Origin of the sequence: Faecalibacterium sp. i25-0019-C1 (assembly GCF_042854225.1) — a bacterium.
Classification (GTDB): domain Bacteria; phylum Bacillota; class Clostridia; order Oscillospirales; family Ruminococcaceae; genus Faecalibacterium; species Faecalibacterium taiwanense.
The window spans coordinates 1,360,733-1,378,213 of the sequence record NZ_AP031428.1 but is presented as its reverse complement, the minus strand read 5'-3'; the positions used below and the strand labels follow the sequence as shown (position 1 = coordinate 1,378,213).

At 56.2% G+C, this 17,481-nt stretch carries 19 protein-coding genes; 2 read left to right on the top strand and 17 right to left on the bottom strand.

Annotated features, from left to right (window positions below; genetic code table 11):
• Positions 1-35 precede the first annotated feature (35 nt).
• The gene (gene ybeY, locus ACGHUK_RS06905) at positions 36-527 is read right to left on the bottom strand and encodes an rRNA maturation RNase YbeY (protein ID WP_097775507.1); all 492 of its coding nucleotides are present in this window, start codon (positions 525-527) and stop codon (positions 36-38) included.
• A gap of 53 nt (positions 528-580) precedes the next feature.
• A complete protein-coding gene (locus ACGHUK_RS06900) occupies positions 581-1,540 on the bottom strand; it encodes a PhoH family protein (protein ID WP_005942102.1) in 960 nt (319 codons plus the stop codon).
• Between the two features lie 355 nt (positions 1,541-1,895).
• Here ACGHUK_RS06900 and ACGHUK_RS06895 point away from each other — a divergent pair, with 355 nt between their 5' ends.
• On the top strand, positions 1,896-2,090 hold the full coding sequence (locus tag ACGHUK_RS06895) for a DUF3873 family protein (RefSeq protein WP_005942104.1): 195 nt from the start codon (positions 1,896-1,898) through the stop codon (positions 2,088-2,090).
• Positions 2,091-2,163: 73 nt separating this feature from the next.
• On the opposite strand, the gene yqeB is transcribed toward ACGHUK_RS06895, so the two are convergent.
• The 10 genes from yqeB to ACGHUK_RS06845 are packed head-to-tail and all read right to left on the bottom strand — an operon-like array spanning position 2,164 to position 11,346.
• Positions 2,164-2,979 (bottom strand): selenium-dependent molybdenum cofactor biosynthesis protein YqeB, encoded by an 816-nt coding sequence (yqeB, locus tag ACGHUK_RS06890; protein WP_118527061.1) that lies wholly within the window; start codon positions 2,977-2,979, stop codon positions 2,164-2,166.
• Entirely contained in the window at positions 2,976-4,031 is a 1,056-nt protein-coding gene (locus ACGHUK_RS06885; RefSeq protein WP_390575693.1) for an XdhC family protein, read from the bottom strand. The genes yqeB and ACGHUK_RS06885 overlap by 4 nt, the downstream gene beginning before the upstream one ends.
• Before the next feature lie 25 nt (positions 4,032-4,056).
• Positions 4,057-4,287 carry a DUF3343 domain-containing protein gene (locus ACGHUK_RS06880; protein ID WP_097775510.1) on the bottom strand — a complete coding sequence of 77 codons (231 nt, stop codon included), beginning with the start codon at positions 4,285-4,287 and terminating at the stop codon, positions 4,057-4,059.
• Between the two features lies 1 nt (position 4,288).
• Positions 4,289-5,428, bottom strand: coding sequence for an aminotransferase class V-fold PLP-dependent enzyme (locus tag ACGHUK_RS06875; RefSeq protein WP_390575691.1), 1,140 nt, complete (start codon positions 5,426-5,428; stop codon positions 4,289-4,291).
• Positions 5,425-6,030 (bottom strand): sulfurtransferase-like selenium metabolism protein YedF, encoded by a 606-nt coding sequence (gene yedF, locus ACGHUK_RS06870; RefSeq protein ID WP_298637941.1) that lies wholly within the window; start codon positions 6,028-6,030, stop codon positions 5,425-5,427. Before yedF ends, ACGHUK_RS06875 begins: the two co-directional genes overlap by 4 nt.
• An 18-nt stretch (positions 6,031-6,048) precedes the next feature.
• Complete coding sequence (gene selD / locus ACGHUK_RS06865; protein WP_390575688.1) at positions 6,049-7,083, bottom strand: selenide, water dikinase SelD; 1,035 nt, start codon at positions 7,081-7,083, stop codon at positions 6,049-6,051.
• On the bottom strand, positions 7,080-7,787 hold the full coding sequence (yqeC, locus tag ACGHUK_RS06860) for a selenium cofactor biosynthesis protein YqeC (protein WP_120079254.1): 708 nt from the start codon (positions 7,785-7,787) through the stop codon (positions 7,080-7,082). The genes selD and yqeC overlap by 4 nt, the downstream gene beginning before the upstream one ends.
• A complete protein-coding gene (locus tag ACGHUK_RS06855) occupies positions 7,784-10,075 on the bottom strand; it encodes a xanthine dehydrogenase family protein molybdopterin-binding subunit (RefSeq protein ID WP_390575685.1) in 2,292 nt (763 codons plus the stop codon). The genes yqeC and ACGHUK_RS06855 overlap by 4 nt, the downstream gene beginning before the upstream one ends.
• Entirely contained in the window at positions 10,072-10,542 is a 471-nt protein-coding gene (locus ACGHUK_RS06850; protein WP_005942122.1) for a (2Fe-2S)-binding protein, read from the bottom strand. The genes ACGHUK_RS06855 and ACGHUK_RS06850 overlap by 4 nt, the downstream gene beginning before the upstream one ends.
• Entirely contained in the window at positions 10,543-11,346 is an 804-nt protein-coding gene (locus ACGHUK_RS06845; protein ID WP_097781789.1) for a xanthine dehydrogenase family protein subunit M, read from the bottom strand.
• A gap of 99 nt (positions 11,347-11,445) precedes the next feature.
• On the opposite strand from ACGHUK_RS06845, the gene ACGHUK_RS06840 reads away from it, so the two are divergent.
• A complete protein-coding gene (locus tag ACGHUK_RS06840; protein WP_390575683.1) occupies positions 11,446-12,105 on the top strand; it encodes an NTP transferase domain-containing protein in 660 nt (219 codons plus the stop codon).
• Positions 12,106-12,108: 3 nt separating this feature from the next.
• Here the strand turns inward: ACGHUK_RS06840 and ACGHUK_RS06835 are convergent, their stop codons facing one another.
• The 5 genes from ACGHUK_RS06835 to ACGHUK_RS06815 all read right to left on the bottom strand — a co-directional run bounded on the left by ACGHUK_RS06835 (position 12,109) and on the right by ACGHUK_RS06815 (position 17,408).
• Positions 12,109-13,458 (bottom strand): uracil-xanthine permease family protein, encoded by a 1,350-nt coding sequence (locus ACGHUK_RS06835; protein ID WP_173014053.1) that lies wholly within the window; start codon positions 13,456-13,458, stop codon positions 12,109-12,111.
• 299 nt (positions 13,459-13,757) lie between these two features.
• Positions 13,758-14,600 carry an SDR family oxidoreductase gene (locus tag ACGHUK_RS06830; RefSeq protein ID WP_390575680.1) on the bottom strand — a complete coding sequence of 281 codons (843 nt, stop codon included), beginning with the start codon at positions 14,598-14,600 and terminating at the stop codon, positions 13,758-13,760.
• A 68-nt stretch (positions 14,601-14,668) separates the two neighbouring features.
• Positions 14,669-14,974 (bottom strand): AzlD domain-containing protein, encoded by a 306-nt coding sequence (locus ACGHUK_RS06825; protein WP_005942135.1) that lies wholly within the window; start codon positions 14,972-14,974, stop codon positions 14,669-14,671.
• On the bottom strand, positions 14,964-15,749 hold the full coding sequence (locus tag ACGHUK_RS06820; protein ID WP_390575677.1) for an AzlC family ABC transporter permease: 786 nt from the start codon (positions 15,747-15,749) through the stop codon (positions 14,964-14,966). Before ACGHUK_RS06820 ends, ACGHUK_RS06825 begins: the two co-directional genes overlap by 11 nt.
• 138 nt (positions 15,750-15,887) lie before the next feature.
• Entirely contained in the window at positions 15,888-17,408 is a 1,521-nt protein-coding gene (locus tag ACGHUK_RS06815) for an SPOCS domain-containing protein (protein ID WP_390575674.1), read from the bottom strand.
• Positions 17,409-17,481 lie beyond the last annotated feature (73 nt).

The window sequence follows — 17,481 nt, the reverse complement described above, 5'->3', positions numbered from 1 at the left end:
TGTCTGTATTGTGCGGCAACCGCACGGTGAATCTATTACTCGGTATAGCTTACGGTGCGCGGCAGGCCCAGCTGCAGCAGAACAGCTTCCTCTTTCTCACGCATCCGCATGGCTTCCAGACCGCCATTTTCGTGGTCGTAGCCCAGCAGGTGCAGCATGGAGTGCACCGTCAGGAACGCCACCTCACGCTGCAGCGGATGGCCGTAGAGGTTTGCCTGCTCCTGTGCACGCTCCATACTGATGACGATGTCACCCAGCATTTTGCAGCCGTTGTTCTCGTCAACATCATATTTGCCGTCTACACCCAGAGGGAAGCTCAGCACGTCGGTGGGCATGGGCTTGTTGCGGTACTGGTTGTTCAGCTCAGCAATGGCGGCGTTATCCACAAAGGTCACGCTGATCTCTGCAGGAGCTTCAAAATGCTCATACTCCAGCACGGCATTACAGGCACGGCGGATGAGAATGCGCAGACCGGAAGGAACCTTGACGGCCTTCTGTGAATTGGTGATCAAAACTTTATTGGACATAAATCAGTCCACTCCTTTCTGTTTTTGATGGCTTTATATGAATTCTGGTGATTTTATTTTTCAGGGTGTGCAGCCTTTTCGTAAGCCTTGATAATCTCCTGCACAAGACGGTGGCGCACAACATCTTTCTCAGTAAAATAGCACTGTGCAATCCCATTTACATTTTTAAGCACGTGCAGTGCATCCACAAGACCGCTGCGGGTGCGTTCCGGCAGATCGATCTGGGTCACATCACCGGTAACCACCACCTTGGAGCCGACACCCATACGTGTGAGGAACATTTTCATCTGCTCCGGTGTGGTGTTCTGTGCCTCATCCAGAATGATAAAGGAATCATCCAGCGTGCGTCCGCGCATATAGGCAAGCGGTGCAACCTCAATGATCTGCTTTTCCACAAGGCGCTCGTAAGTTTCGGCACCCAGCATATCAAACAGGCCGTCATACAGCGGGCGCAGATAAGGGTCTACCTTCTGCTGCAGATCACCGGGCAGAAAGCCCAGCTTTTCACCTGCTTCCACTGCCGGGCGGGTGAGCACGATGCGGGAAACATCCTTGGCTTTAAAAGCCTTTACCGCCATGGCAACGGCCAGATAGGTCTTGCCGGTACCCGCCGGGCCAACGCCAAAGGTGATGGCATTGGTGCGGATGGCATTGAGATATTCCTTCTGGCCCAGTGTTTTGGGCCGGATCGGCCGTCCCTTGACCGTTACGGTAACAAAATCTTCGGTCAGTTCCTTGACCCGCTTTTCTGCTCCGTCGTGCGCCAGACTGATGCAGTAGCGCACGGTCTGGTCTTCCAGCGGTGTATGATTCTCGATCAGAAGCAGCATTCCCTCCACAGCGCGGCTGGCCGCGGCAACATTGGCCGGTTCGCCTGAAAGCCGCAGCTGCGTGCCCCGGCAGACCGCCGTAACAGAAAATTCGTTCTCCAGCAGACGGATGTTCCGGTCGCAGTTGCCAAAAACAGCTGCGGCGACCTCTACACTATCCAGTTCAATATTCTTTTCTGCCATGTGCTCCTCCTGAAAGGATATATTTTAATGCTTCTATTGTACCACCAAAATCTCGAGAAGAAAACTGTGAAAAGTATACAAAATATTTTCATCCGTTCCATCGGTTTTTTCATACGCCAAGGCAGCTGCCCCTGCAAAGCGTCAGCGGCAAAAAAGAAAATGCAGGAACAGGAATGCATCCTGTACGAATGATCTTGTCAAGACCTTTTGTGCCACAACCGCAGAGAAAAACAAAACATATCTTTGGCCAAAAAGGCAATAGCAAACTTCTCCCCTGCGTGCTACAATAGCAAGCGTTGTGCGGCTTGCACCCGGCCGGCCGCTCCGGAATGCTGAAATCAAAGGAGAAGGAACCATGGAACAACTTTTTCTGATGCCCGGTGAAGAACGCTGCGAACGCTTCAAGGATGGCAACGGTATTCCGAGAGTTCACTACTCCTATCGCTCGATGCACGGTGCATTCTTCGACTGCGAGAGCCGCAGTTTGGAGGAAGCCCAGCGCCTGTGTGAGGACTGGCTGGTAGGTCAGGACCGCTGTTACCGCAACTGAAATGAAAAATAGAAACCTCCGCTTCCCTGTCGGTACTGCCGCTGGGAAGCGGAGGTTTTTGCTTTTTACAGGTTTATTTCCACAGTTGAGCGCAGACAAGTTCCAGCACACTGCCCGCGATGCAGCGGGCCTTATCCGAAATGAGAAAACAGTTGGAAAGTTCCTCTTTGCGGGGGTCTATATCGGCCACCTTAAAACCGGGCGTTACCGGATAACTGCTGCGCAGAAGTCCGCGCAGAATGCCCGTGATCTGCGTGGTCACAGAAATCATGGCACCATCTGCCGTGCGGATCTGCGCAATGGTCTCACCCGCTTCCACGATATCTCCAATTTTGCGGAGATCCATAAATATACCGGCCGTGCCGGCATGGATCACGCGCTCTTTGCCGTAGCCGCCAATGATTCCGGGAATGCCGGTATCAGGGATGGCACTGCCTTCCCGAATGATGCGTCCCAGCCGGTGGCCGCGTTTGGTCTCCACCACCACATCCACATCCTGCCCGGCCGTGAAACCGGGGCCGAGTGCAATGGTCAGGGGTGCCATATCCCGCGTTGTGCCAAGATTCTTTTTGGCAAGGATCGCATCCACAAGGACATCCGGCTTTGCCGGCGCAATGCTTTTTCCTTGTGGGTCTACCAGAACAGGAACGGCATTCTGTTTCCAGATTTCTTCTGCCTGCGCCAGAGTTTCGATCCGTACCGCACGCAGACCTTCAACGGCGGTCTCACCTTCATAAACGGCTTCGCACAGAGAAACCTGCCGCCGGATCGCCGCCGGATGCTCCGCTTCCAGCACCAGCACACGCAGGCCTGCGCTCCACAGCCGATGAATGGTGCCGGTAGCAAGGTCGCCGCCGCCGCGCACAAGGATCAGTGCATCCTTCTTCATTTGATCTCCTCTCCGGGCTGGAGTCGAGTCAATACGATCTCCATAGACCCACCGCAGGCAGCAATTGCAGCATCATCATTTTTGCCGTCTGCCGAAAAATGCAGCCGTTGATACGCCGGAGCCGCTCCCGTCAGCATTTCCTGTGCAGCCAGAATGGTGCGGTGCTCCATAATACCGCCGCCCACGCTGCCCACAATAGAGCCGTCTGTGCGAACCAGCATTTTTGCGCCGATTTCCCGCGGCGTAGAGCCGTGCCGCGCCGCAATCACAGCAAGCACCGCCTGCTGCCCGGCGGCATCTGTCTGAGCCATGGCTTCCAGAAGGGCAGATGAAAAGCCCTCCGTCTGCGGACGCGCATTCTTGATCGATACGATCTGTGCCAGAATGGAAAGTGCGATCTCCTCTGCCGTCTGTGAGCTGATGGAAAGCCCGATGGGGGCGTACAACGCCTCCACTCTTTCGGCATCGATACCGGCTTCCAGAAGTTGACGGCGCACCAGTGCGGCACGCCCGCGGCTGCCCATCATGCCAACATATGCTGCAGGCTTTCTTAATATCACCTTCAGGCAGTCCACATCAAATGCATGTGCCCGGGTGACGACCACAAAATAAGTCTCTGCGCCGTCAGGTACCTGCGCAAGCGCTTTATCAAACGGCAGGCAGAGCACTTTATCGGCTCCGGCCAGCCGCAGCTGCTGTGCATATTCCTCGCGGTCATCCATTGCAAGGACCGTCAGGCCCAGCAGCTTTGCAAGCTGCACAACGGCTGCAGCCACATGTCCACCGCCGCAGACTACCAGCTGCGGCACCGCGCCAAAGCGCTCCGCAAAGATGTCCGTGCCTGCAACAGAGTGGATACCAGCTGCTGTGCAGCCCTGCAGTTCTGTCAGGTGCTGCAGCAGTACGGTGCTGTCTCCCCTCTGCCACATAGGCCTGCCCTCCAGCAAAAGCAGCTGGCTCCCCGCGGCATCGCCCTCTAACTGGGCCACCATCGTCCAGCCGCCCGCAGAACGGGCTTTTTGCAGCATTGTATAAAGCGGCATTTTACCCATGCGTCATTCTCCTGTTTTATCTTTATTACTGTTCTACTGCTGCGGCCTGATCGTAACGTGCCGGGTCCAGCCGGTTCTGCCACTGCTCAAATTCTTCCGGCAGCATCCGCCAGGCAAGGCCGCAGCCTGCGGAGATCTCGCGCGGCAGTGGGATGAGCCTGCCCGGAACCTTCTCCGCAAGGCACTGCTTTTCCCATTCCATGGCATCCAGCGTTGTGCGGAATGAAAGAACAATATAAGTTTTTTTGATGCGCATATCAGATCTCCTGTGCAAGCTCCTGAACAGCGGCTGCGGTCTGAAGCACTTCGGCTTCCGTATTGAAATGCGAAAAGCTGAACCGTACCACGCCCTGTTCCACCGTGCCCAGCGCTTTATGCATCAGCGGTGCACAGTGCGCACCGGCACGCACACAGATGCTGTAGTCCTCCCACAGAATATCTGCAATGCGGGCTGAATCTTCGTCTCCAATGTTGAGCGAGATAATGGGAGCGTGCAGCGCCATTTCCGGGTCGCCGTAGATCTTCACGTTCGGCAGATCTCGAATGTTTTTATAAAAGAGCGCCGCCAGTGCAGTTTCTTTTGCACACAGCGTTTCCACACCCTGAGCCAGAATCCATTCCACACCGGCACACAGGCCCGCCAGACCCGGAACATTGAGCGTCCCGGCTTCCAGAGCGGTGGGCATCTGTGCGGGATGCTGTTCATCAAAGCTGTGTACGCCGCTGCCTCCCACTACCAATGGCTGGATGGAAAGCCCCGGGCGTACATACAAGCCGCCTGTTCCCTGCGGGCCAAGCAGCGCCTTATGTCCGGTGAAGCATAGCACATCAATGCCCAGTGCCTGTACGTCAATGGGCTGTGAACCCGCCGTCTGGGCCGCATCCACGATCAGCAGCAGGCTGTGCCGGTGCGCAAAACCCGCTGCTTTTGCAAGATCCGTTCCGTTGCCGGTCACATTGGAAGCACCTGTTACGACCAGCGCTTTTGTATTGGGCTGAACCAGCTTATCCCAGTCATCATATTGCAGCCGTCCGCGCTCATCCACGCCCGCAAAACTGAACTGCAAGCCCTGTTCCCGCAGCCGGTAGAGCGGCCGCAGAACAGAGTTATGCTCACATACCGTTGTGATGATATGATCGCTCGGTGCAAAAAGCCCACCCAATGCAATGTTCAAGGCCTCCGTTGCATTTGCCGCAAAAGCAATACAGGACGGGTCTGGTGCGTGGAGGAGCTTTGCCATTGCGCACCGCGCAGCATAAACAAGACGGCTTGCGTGCAGCGTTGGCTCATGGGCACCCCGTCCCGGATTGCCTGCCGTGCGCATTGCGTCCAGCACAGCCTGCTCTACCTGCGGCGGCTTGCGCAGGGTCGTGGCAGCGTTATCCAGATAGATCACGGTTTCACCACGTTGCCTGCCTGCGTCAGCTTTTCCACGATGGTGTACATGTTGGTCACACTGCCAACAGCAAGCTTTTCGGTCAGGCCATAGAAATTCAGGCAGGTGCCGCAGGTCATGATCTCCACGCCCTGTGCTTCCAGTGCCTTCAGGTCATCCAGCATGGGCGAACCCTCACAGGTCAGGGACGCGCCGCCGTTATAGAACAGCACTGTTTTGGGCAGCTGATCCTGCTGGGTAAGTGCGAACACAAAGGCCTTGAGCAGGGACTTGCCAAGGTCATCTGCGCCAATGCCCATTTTATCAGAGCTGATGGCAACCACCGTGTCCGTGCGGGTGTCCGGTGCACAGGCCGGTGCTTCTTCAGTGGGTGTTTCGGACGCTTCGCCGACCGTGAACAGCACGCGGTATTCCCGCTCGGCCAGCTTTTCGGCGCTGTACTGATAACCTTTCTGCTGGGCCATTTTGGTAAGGTTCTGCACGGCGATCTCATTATCCACCAGCACTTCCACCTCACCGGCACCCTTCAGTTCAGAGATCGCCTTTTTGGCTTTTACAACGGGCAGCGGGCATGTGTCACCACGGGCATCAACTTTCAGCATCATAATTGTAGGTCTCCATCAGTATTTTACAGTGATTTCCTGTTCGGTTTTGGGTATGATCTCACCCACGATCTTTGCGGGCAGGCCAGCGGCCTGCAGCTCTGCTTCCAGCGCATTTGCTTCTTCTGGCAACACGGCCAGCAATAGTCCGCCGGAAGTCTGTGGGTCAAACAGCACCTCTTCCATTGCAAACGGCACATTTTCAAAAGTGACATATGGGCCGGTATGGTTGCGGTTGCGCTGTCCGGCAGCAGTATACAAAAAATCATCTGCCGCTTTTTCGGCTCCCGGTAGAACCGGCACCATCCGTGCATCAATGATACAGGAAAGCTTTCCGCCCATCATCTCGTGCAGATGGCCCAGAAAACTGAAACCGGTCACATCGGTTGCCGCGTGGACCGTATACTTTCGGCTGATCTCGGCAGCGTTTTTGTTCAGCGTTGTCATGGACGCAATGGCACCGGCCATATCTTCCGATGCCGCTTCGCCCACACGGTTTGCCGTGCAGATCAGGCCCACGCCCAGAGCTTTTGTTAAAATCAGCTTGTCGCCGGGCCTGCCGGAATCATTCGTATACATTTTTTTCGGGTCCACAAGGCCAGTCACCGAAAGTCCGTATTTCACACCTGTATCGGCAATGGAATGCCCGCCTGCAAGGCTTCCGCCCGCTTCGGCCACCTTCTTGGCTCCGCCGCGCAGAATCTCGCCCAGAATGTTCAGATCCATGCTCTCCGGGAAGCAGACAAGGTTCAGTGCAGTCTTCACCTCGCCACCCATGGCATAGACATCGCTCAGGGCGTTGGCCGCTGCGATCTGGCCGAAGGTATAGGGGTCATCCACCATCGGCGGGAAAAAATCCACTGTCTGTACCAGCGCGATATCATCTGTTATGCGGTATACAGCCGCATCATCCCGGCTGTCGTACCCGACCAGAAGGCTCGGGTCTCTTGCACCGCGCGGCAGCTTTTCCAGAATACGGCTCAGCGCTCCGGCTCCCAGCTTTGCGGTACATCCGCCGCCGGTGCAGAACACGATCTTGCCTTCTTTGCTCATGCACGTTCTCCTTTCTCGAAATGAGACGTAGCGCAGGAAATCCGATAAATTTTTTTCAGAATATCAGCCACCTGCCGGGCCAGAGCAGCCTGCTCTTTTGTATCGACCTGATTGAGTACAACATAAAAGCTGCGATCCCCTACAGCCTTCCTTCCACCGGCTTCACTTGCAAGCAGATTTGCCAGAAGTTCCGGTGTCAACTGCGCATCCTGCGGAACACAAAGCAGCTCTGCGGCAAGCTCTGCCCGGAAACAGACCTCCCGGAGCGGATGCCTCAACGCAGAAAGCCCTGCTACGGCCAGAACCGTATCGCACTGCGGTAAAAGCACCGGCTCGTGCGCAGCGGGTGCCTTGCAGGGCATCCGTTTTGCGCCGTCCGCTTCAATGAGCACGATATCTGCAAGGGTCATCCAGCGCTCCAGCTGTGCCTGCGGCGGGGCCGTCAATTTGCCGCCGTGTGCAGCGGTTCCGGCCACGGCATAACTGCCGCACTTCCACAGGCGGAAAAGCTCTGCATCCGTCTGTGCCCAGACCCCGCCGGGCGGCTGCATAATATGGGTGGTGGTAGCGGCCAATACCCGCCAGCCCTTGCGGGCGCAGTGCGCAGCCAGATTGTACATCAGTGTGGTCTTTCCGCCGCCGCCCACCAGAGAAATAACATGTCCCTTCTCCGCAAGAAACGGAAAAATTTTTTCGTCGATCATTTCTGCTTTTCTGCAACTGCCATGGCGATTTTTTCCGGTGTGATGGGCAGCTCATAGAACCGGGTACCGATAGCGTTATAGATGGCATCGGAAATGGCAGGCAGCGGTGTGTTGATGACCACCTCACCAATGGACTTTGCGCCAAAGGGTCCGTTGGGTTCATAGCTGCTCTCGAATTCAACCTTGATCTTGCCCACATCGGTGCGGGCCGGAATTTTGTACTGGAACAGAGAATTCTCTTCCGGGTAGCCATTTTTATCGTAGGTGATGTTTTCGGTCAGAGTCATGCCGATGCCCTGCAGCAGACCGCCCTCAGTCTGCACACGGGTCAGGTTCGGGTTGATGGGCGTGCCGCAGTCCACACAGGCATCAAACTCCAGCAGCTTTACCTCGCCGGTCTCAGTATCCACTTCCACCTCAGCAGCACCAACCATGAACGGCGGCGGCGACAAAGGCGAAGTATGCGTTTCGGTGGCTTCCAGCGGAACCATATGGCCGAACTGAGAAGCATACGCGATCTCGCTCAGAGACTTTTTCTGTGTGGGATCTTTGCTCTTGAAAACATCTTTTCCATCAAATTCCACCTCGTCCTCGGTGCATTCCAGCAGCTCTGCGCCCAGCTTGCAGATCTGGCCGCGCAGCTTCATGGCACACTTTTCGGTGGCCTTTCCGGTAACGTAAGTGGTACTGGACGCATAGGAGCCGGAGTCATAGGGCGAGGTATCCGTATCAGCTCCGAAGACCGTGATATTGTCCAGCGGGCAGTCCAGCACTTCGGCGGCGATCTGCGCCAGTGTAGTGTCACAGCCGGTGCCCATGTCGGCCGCACCGATCATCAGGGTGTAGAAGCCGTCGTCATTCAGTTTCAGGGTGGCACTGCCCACATCCATGCCGGAAATGCCGGAGCCCTGCATCGCCATGCCCATACCGACAGCGCGCACCTTGCTGTTGCCCATATCACGGGCAGGGTATTTGTGCTCCCAGTCGATCATATCCCGCACCTTGACAAGGCAGCGGTCCAGCGCGCAGCTGGTGTTGACAGCCCCATAGTAGGCGGGCATCACATCGCCCTCCTGTACGGTGTTTTTCAGCCGCAGCTCAAAGGGGTCCATATTCAGCTTATGAGCCAGTTCATTGACAGCAGATTCTACGGCAAACAGTCCCTGCGTTGCGCCGTAACCGCGGTAAGCACCGGCAGACATGTGGTTCGTATACACCACATCACTGATAAAGCGGAAGGCTTCTGCCTTGCCGTACAGTGGGATGGACTTGTGACCGGAAAGGCCCACGGTCGTAGGGCCATGCTCACCGTAAGCACCGGTATTGGAAAGGGTGTACAGATCAATGCCCTTCACAACGCCGTCCTTCGTGGCACCCAGCCGCACATGGATCTCCATTTCGTGACGTGGCGAGGATGCGATCTGGCTTTCCACACGACTGAAAATGATCTTGGAGGGCTTTTTGGTCTTCCAAGTCACAAAAGCCGGATATACCTCACTGACCGCCGTCTGCTTGGCACCAAATCCGCCGCCGATGCGGGGCTTTGCCACGCGCACCATGGATTTGGGAATATGCAGTGCGTTCGCAATATTGCGCCGTGCATGGAACACGATCTGCGTGGAGCTGAGCACATTCAGCCGCCCATAGGTATCAATGGAGCAGTAGGTGCGGAAGGTCTCCATCATGGCCTGCTGGCAGGCCTTGGTGTGGTAAATGTGGTCAATGACTACATCGCTGGCCGCAAGCACTGCGTCGATGTCACCGGCTCCGCATTCATCATGGGCGCAGAGGTTGCGTTTGTTGTCGGCTCCCACCGGGCACAGACTGGCCCAGTTGTCCTCCGGATGCACCAGAATTGGGTTGTCCTTGGCAGTGTGATAGTCCAGCACTGCTTCCAAAACCTCATATTCCACCTTGATGAGCTTGAGAGCCTTATCCACGCACTTTTCGTCTTTACCGGCCACAATGGCCACCACATCGCCCACAAAGCGCACATGGCGGTCAATGAGCAGGCGGTCACGCGGACTGGCTTCCGGATAGGTCTGGCCAGCCTGCGTGTAGCGCGGCGCATCCTGCGGCACATCCTCCCATGTAAAGATTGCCTCGATGCCGGGCACCTTTTTTGCTACAGCCGTATTGATAGTTTTGACGATGGCATTTGCGTGCGGAGAGCGCAGCAGCTTTACGATCAGGCAGTCCTGCGGGATCACATCGTCCATATAGACGGGCTGGCCGGTGACCAGCTGCATGGCATCCTTTTTACGGAAAGGCTTGTTGATGGTACTCATTCTGCGGCCTCCTTCTGCTTTTTCCATGCCAGAAAGTTCATGATGCCGCGCAGCTGGCCCTCATAGCCAGAGCAGCGGCAGAGGTTGCCGGAGAGATATTCCTTCACTTCTTCCTCACTGGGGTACGGATTCTCGCGGAAGAGGGCCAGCGCGTTCATGATAAAGCCCGGGTTGCAGAAGCCGCACTGCTCTGCACCCTGATCCGCGATAAAGCCGCCGAACTCTGCGGCTTCTTCCTGCAGGCCTTCCAGTGTGGTAATGCTGTGGCCGCTGGCACGCGCTGCCAGTACCGAACAGGACAGCACCGGTTTCTCGTCCAGAAACACCGTGCACAGACCGCAGTTGGAGGTTTCACAGCCGCGCTTGACGCTCTTGCAGCCGTGGGCACGTACAAAATCGATCAGCAGCATATCTGCAGCCACATCCTCTGTGACCTTGATGCCGTTCAATGTAAGAGTGATCTGCATTTAATTTTCCTCCTGTGCCGTGCGTGCTTCCAGTTCCAGAACAGCACGCTTTGTCAGAACGCCTGCCAGATGGCGGCGGTACTCGGCATTGCCGCGCATATTGGAGCCAGTGACAATTTTTTGCTTTACTTCATCGGCAAAGTTCTGCGCCAGTTCCTGCGCAGAAACACCCGCCTTTGCCGGCAGCTCAAACAGCACAGCCTTGAGCGGCCGCGCACCGATCGCAATGCGATAGCTGCCGTTTTCCAGACGGGCGGCAGCGCAGGTAAGCACCGGGATATCAGTCTGGCTGTTGCGCACGGACTGATAGAAAAATTCTGCTTCTTCCTTTTTAACGATCAGCCGCACAAGGATGTCCCGATCATAAGGGCGCTCAGCATACTCCTGCAGGGATATGATCCCACCCTTGTACAACTCTACCGAACAGTCCATGGCCATAAACAGCGTGAGCACATCGGAAAAGCCGAACCGGCTGTAGATGCTGCCACCCACAGTTGCCAGATTGCGCAGCTGCACGCCCACGATATGCCGCAGCGCTTCCTTTACTGCGCCATGGGTATACGCAGCAAGACCGGCGTGCTCTTCCAGCTGGCGCAGTGTAACCATGGCACCAATGGAAAAGCTGCCCTCGGTCTCCTCTATGGTGTCCAGTCCCAGACCGGACAGGTCGATGGCTGTACCGACATTGATGTTCTCCATTTTGAGCCAGATCATGCCGCCCAGCACACGGTTGGCCTTTTTCTGGTTCAGCTGCCACGCTTCTTCCAGACTTTCGGCCTGCTTATATTCTCGGATCGTCATCATAGATGCAGGTTCCTCTCTCTTTTTTTCTCTTTTCTTTTATTTTAACACAGATTTCGATATAATACTATTGTGAATTCGTTTCAGAAAGAGTGGTACTATATGAAAGAACTTCTTCCGGTGGGCTGTGTCATCATGGCATCCGGTCTGAGCCAGCGCTTCGGCTCCAACAAACTCCTTGCGCCGTTCTGCGGGGAACCGATGCTATGCCGCGCATTTGCAGCGACCGATACTCCAAAGCTTTCGGCCCGCATCGTGGTGACACGTTCGGACGAAGTTGCGCAGCTTTGCCGCTCCCGCAATGTTCCGGTGCTGCTGCACGATCTGCCTGGTCGAAACGATACGGTGCGGCTGGGTCTTTCTGCGCTGCTGGAACAGGTTCCGGAGCTTTTTGGCTGCATGTTCCTGCCGGGAGACCAGCCGCTTTTGTGCCGCGAGACAGTGGAAGCCATGGCAGGCATCTCCGGGTGGGATCAAAGAACTCGGCTGGAACGACAAAAAGAAACAGAACGGGAGATCTTCCGTCTGGGATTCCGGACCCGTAACGACCCGTCTCCCCTTACTGGAAGTCCCGTTCTGTTTGAAAAAGGACTTTTTCAGGAACTGCTCACCTTGCCGCAGGGCATGGGCGGAAGTGTTCTGCTTCGGAAATATCCCGCGCATGTTCACACCGTTTACATTGCGGATCGGAATGAATTGGCCGACGCCGACACGCCCGAAGCACTGGCGCAATTGGAAGCACTGGCCCGGCAGAAGCTTTGAGCTTTATACTGCCTTGTCATCCTTCGGCAGCAGCACATTCAGCAGGATCGCCACAAACGCAGCCGGAACGATGCCGGACTCGCCGCAGATCAGCTGGAAAGCGTGCGGAGCCTGTGCCAGAATGCCGCTGTTGGCACCCATGCCGTAGCCAACACCCAGAGCCACCGAGACGATGGTAAGCTGACGCGGGGTCATCTTTTCCTTGGTGATGAGCTGGATGCCGCTGACCACGATGGAAGAGAACATCATAACGGCAGCACCGCCCAGAACGGCCTGCGGCATAATGGAGATCAGTGCGCCGAGCTTGGGGATCAGGCCGCACAGGATCAGGAAGATGGCACCGGAGGCCAGAGCCATGCGGTTGACCACTTTGGTCATGGCCACCAGACCCACGTTCTGGCTGAAGGAAGTGTTGGGCAGTACACCGAACAGAGCCGCAAAGGAGGAGCCCAGACCGTCACAGATCACACCGCCGGACAGCTCTTTATCGGTGGGCTCACGATTCATGCCGCCCTCCATGACACCGGAGATATCACCCACGGTCTCAACAGCGGTAACAACGAACATGATCATCACCGGCATAATAGCGCGCATATCAAACACGATCTTGACCGGCATTAGCTTGGGAATGGCAAACCAAGAGGCCTGTGCCACCTTATTCCAGTTGAGCACCCATGCCTTGGTAAACTCTACACCATCGGCAGTGACACCGGTGGTGGGCAGCACCAGACCCATGACAAAGGCCGCAACGTAACCGGCCAGAATGCCGATCAGGATCGCAGAAGAGCTGAGGAAGCCCGTGGTCCAGTGCTTGAAGATCAGAATGACCACCAATACGAACAGGGCAAGCAGAAGATTTTCCATGGAGCCAAAGTCTTTTGCGCTGTTGCCGCCGCCAAAGGAATTGATACCCACCGAGATCAGCGAAAGACCGATGGAAAGCACAACCGTACCGGTGACGACCGGCGGGAAAAACTTGCGCAGGGGCTTGAGGAAGAAGCCCAGCACGCTTTCAAAGATGCCGCCGATGATGGATGCACCCATAATGGCACCATAGGCCAGCACACCGCCGCCCATGCTGCCGACAACACTGTTGAACACGCCGATAAAACCGGAACTGGTGCCCATGATGATGGGCACGCTACCGCCCACGGGGCCGATGGTGAACAGCTGCACCAGTGTGACCACACCGGCCACGAACATGGCACTCTGCAGCAGCGTGACCTGCAGATCTGCGAACTCACCACCCGCAATGCCGCAGGCACTGGTGATGATCAGCAGCGGGGTCAGGTTGCCCACAAACATGGCGCAGACATGCTGCAGACCCAGCGGGATCGCCTGTTTCAGGGACATTTTTGCGTCGAACTGATACGCCGACTCTTCGAGCTTGACTTCCTTCAAATGTTCCACTCTCCTCAAATCTTGACAAAAATCATTCTTTTCGACTGCTTTACCAAAAAAGCGGATTTATTATAGCAAAACTGCGTATCCTTGTAAATTAAGTATGACTTTTTCGTGAACGGCTGTTTCCCGCTGAGAAACACAAAAAGCAGGGCGCTTTGTGCGTTTTTTCCGCTTTGGTCGGAAGAATTTCGCGCAGAACTCCTGCTTTTTTGTTTTGTTTTATTTGATTTTTGTGCGATATGGAAATTTTACAGCGTTCTCAGCCCGTAATCTTTTAAACAGCGCTGGATGCCCTGCTGAGTGGTGTCGAACCGGATGCCGAAGCGTTCCAGTTTTGTGGTGTCCATCACAAGGTTCCGGCCCCAGCTTTCTTCCTCGATCTGCACAGCGATTCCCAGCGTTTCGGCAAACTGCCGGGCGGTGCATACCATGTTTTCGGCATTGCCGCTGCCAAAATTGTATACTCCGCCTGACAGCGCCATGGCGGGCTCCAGATTTTCGATCACCTGCCGCACATAGGTCACGCCGCGGTGGTCGTTCCGGGAGAAGCGCAGAGCCTCTCCCTTCAGCGCGGCACGCAGAAGATTCAGCGGCAAATTGCCCCGGATGGGCAGCCCATAGCCGGGCAGGTCATACATCCAACTGGCACGCAGATGGACCGAGTCCGGGCAGAGCTCCAGCACACGCTGCTCTGCTTCCAGCTTGTATTGGCCGTAAATGTTTGCGGGATGCAGGGCCAGTATTTCCGGCAGCGGCCCCTGCTGCTGCACACCAGCATAGACCTGATCCGAGCTGAAAGCCACCAGCTTTGCCTTCGTCTGCTGCGCAGCCCGTGCCAGCCAGACTGGCAGCTCCACATTGGCACGGTAAGCTTCTGCCGGATGCTGCGCACAGTAACTGGTATCGGAAAGAGCGGCGGTGTGCAGGATCACATCCGGATGCAAAGCTTCCACCTGTGCACGGGTGAGAGCTTCATCGGCTGTACAGAAAAAGCCTTTTGGAAGGGCGCAAAGCTCGTACTTTCCCTGCCATTGCTGCAAAATGCGGGAGCCGACAAAGCCGCCTGCACCGGTGATAAGAATTTTTTTCATGATAATTTCCTCCTGCAGTGCAATGAAAAAGTGCCCAGCAGCATGACAGCCTGCCGGGCACAAAAATTTTAAAGGAACAGTTCCAGCACGAACACGACGGCACAGCAGGCCACAGATACCTGAAACAGGCTTGCGCCGAACCAAGCAGCTGCAATGCCTACCACCAGCGCCATGGCACCGGCAGCCGGGCTCTGGGTCGCGTTGACAATGGCCGGGAAGGTCATGACCGCCAGCGTCACATAGGGCACATAATACAGAAACGACTGAATGAAGCGGTTTTTGATGGGCTTGCGGATCAGTGTGAGCGGAAGGATGCGGATGGCATAGGATACCAGCGCCATCACTGCAATGTAAATGTAATGATTATGCGTCATGCTCTGCCTCCTGCTCGTCTGGATTTACCGGAAAAAGAGCTGCTGCAGCGCTGGAAATGAGCACTGTGAGCAAAATGGTGCGCGTGCCCTCCGAAAGAGCGGCGATACCCGGCAGGTAATTGCACACAAAGCTCAGTGCAAAGCTGATGGCAACAAGTGCAGCTACCACCCTGCTCTTACGCGCCGGAGGAATGATGATGGCAAGGAACATGCCGTAAAGGGCAACGCTCAGCGCACTGACAGCCCGCAGCGGCAGCAGATTGCCCGCAATGATGCCCAACGCCGTACCGATGGCCCAAGCCGGTGCCGCCAGCAGAATGGCACCGTAGGTATAATATGGGTTCAGGCTGCCGGGCCGTGCAATGGTGATGCCAAAAAGCTCGTCTGTCACATCATAACCGATGAGCAGCCTGTGCCAGAAGGGTGTGCCCGGCGCAAAGCGCTGGGCCAGTGCGCAGCTCATGAGCAGATAGCGCGCATTGGCGATCAGTGTGATGATGGCCACTTCCAGATAGGTCGCATTGGCCATGATGATGGCAAATGCAGCGTACTCGCCTGCCGAAGCGTTGTTCAGTAGGCTGACCAGAAAGCCCTGAAACGGGGTAAAACCTGCCCGGCGGGCCGCAATGCCCAGCGAGAAGGAAACAGCAAAATAGCCCAGCGCAATGGGAACGCCATCCCGCATGCCCTCACAGAAAATCTTTTTGCTGAAAGCCCAAACCGGCCTTTCTGCATTGACAAGCTCCGGGGCAAGGAGCTTACTTTTGGAATTCATCTTTGTTTTTTACTCCTTTCCTATTTCAAACACCGCTTTTTATTATACTCTCCCGCACACAGAGAAGAAAGGGCTTTTTCACTTTCTTTTCGGCACAAAAGGAAAACGCCGCCTGAAAAGGCAGCGTTCTTCGTCGATTTATGCGCCCGGCACCAGAAAATGCATCGCCTGCGGCAGGACCTGCGTACCGGCTTCCAGCCCATTTGCCGTCAGGATCTGTGCCGGTGACACATGGAACCGTCTGGCAATGCCGAACAACTCCTCCCCTGCCTGTGCATAGTAGATGCGCAGTGCGATCTCCGGGTCCGGAGTCGTCAGCGGTTCGCCCAGCTCAATGCTGCCGATGCCCGAATGTGTGCTCCGGCAGAGGATGGCTCCTTCGGCACGGGCGGTGACCGTCACTTCCAATGTGCCGCCAGTGCAGCTGCACTGGATGTTCTCGGTGCTCAGCCAGCATTCCGGGCTGAACTGTGCACCCGGCGGGGCTTCTACTGCAAGCGGAAAGACAAGCTCCAGTGTTTTTTCGTAGCTTTCCAGATCAGCAAGACTGTTCTCGGCAAAGGCGGTAGCAACGGCACGCACCGTAAAGGCCCAGCCGTCGCGGTAAGGTGTTACCTGCGCCGGTCCATAAGACACAAAGCAGGCGCGCAGCTGAGCATCCGCATCTGGCAGCGGCCCGGAGGCCGTGGAAGATGCTGTCTCGTTCAGCATACAGGCAAGATCTTCTGCTGCCAATTCCTGCGGCGTGACGGCGGTTTCAAACTGCGTAGAAAAGGCATCCGCTACGTATTGCAGCTGGCAGGGCCGCCATGCGTGCAAATGCATCATCACGCTGGCTGTCAGTTGGCCGCTGGCTTCCTGTTCGCCCTCCGCAAGGGCAAAGCCCACCGGCTCCAGCACGCACATGCATCTGCAGTCCTCTGCTACGCCTTCCAGATCCACCACCTGATTGAACGGCAGGGATGCCGCCTGACTTTGCAGGCTGCTTTCGCCTTCCGCACGCCAGGCACATTGGGCACGTACCTCACCCTTGACCACTGCCTTGCCCGCCAGCAGCTTTACCTCCCGCACGGCGGCGCTGCCGGTAATATCCAGAATGGCTGCGGGCGGCTTTGCAAACACAAGCTCCCCTTCCACAGTGACCAGCTTTTCCAGCACCGCGGTGCTGCGCACGCCGTTCAGCGTCTGCAATTTCTGTTCAATGCCGCCGTCGGCCAGCGCCGTGATCAGTTCCTGTTTATCCTGTGTATGGATAGTAACCACAAGACCATAGGCTCCGCGCACCTCGATGCGGTGCGGGTTTACCGCCCGGCAGTTGAGGTATTCGGTCTGCCCTTCTACCATGGCCATCCAGCTGGTGAAGGAGAATTCCGGCACCTCCAGCTGCTTTGTAAACGGCAGCTTCTGCTCGGTCTGGCAAAGCCCGGCCCCGTCCTCGCCCTGATAAAACACAGTGCAGCGCAGATAGCCTTCCAATGTAAGCCGCCCGGGCTGCAGCTGCTTTTGCAGCACCACCGGTTTTGCAAAGCATTTGACCAGCTTGAACACCGGCGGAAGATAATCTGAAATCAGGATCTCGGTTTCCAGCGGAAGTTCTGCCTTGACGGTGCAGCTCGTGCCTGCCTGCGGCAGCGTATCCCGAAAGATCTTCAGTTCCATGCAGTGTGCTCCTTTCCCTGTCCGTCTCTACTGGAAAAGTATGCACATGCTTTGCAGGATATGCGCGCAAAAA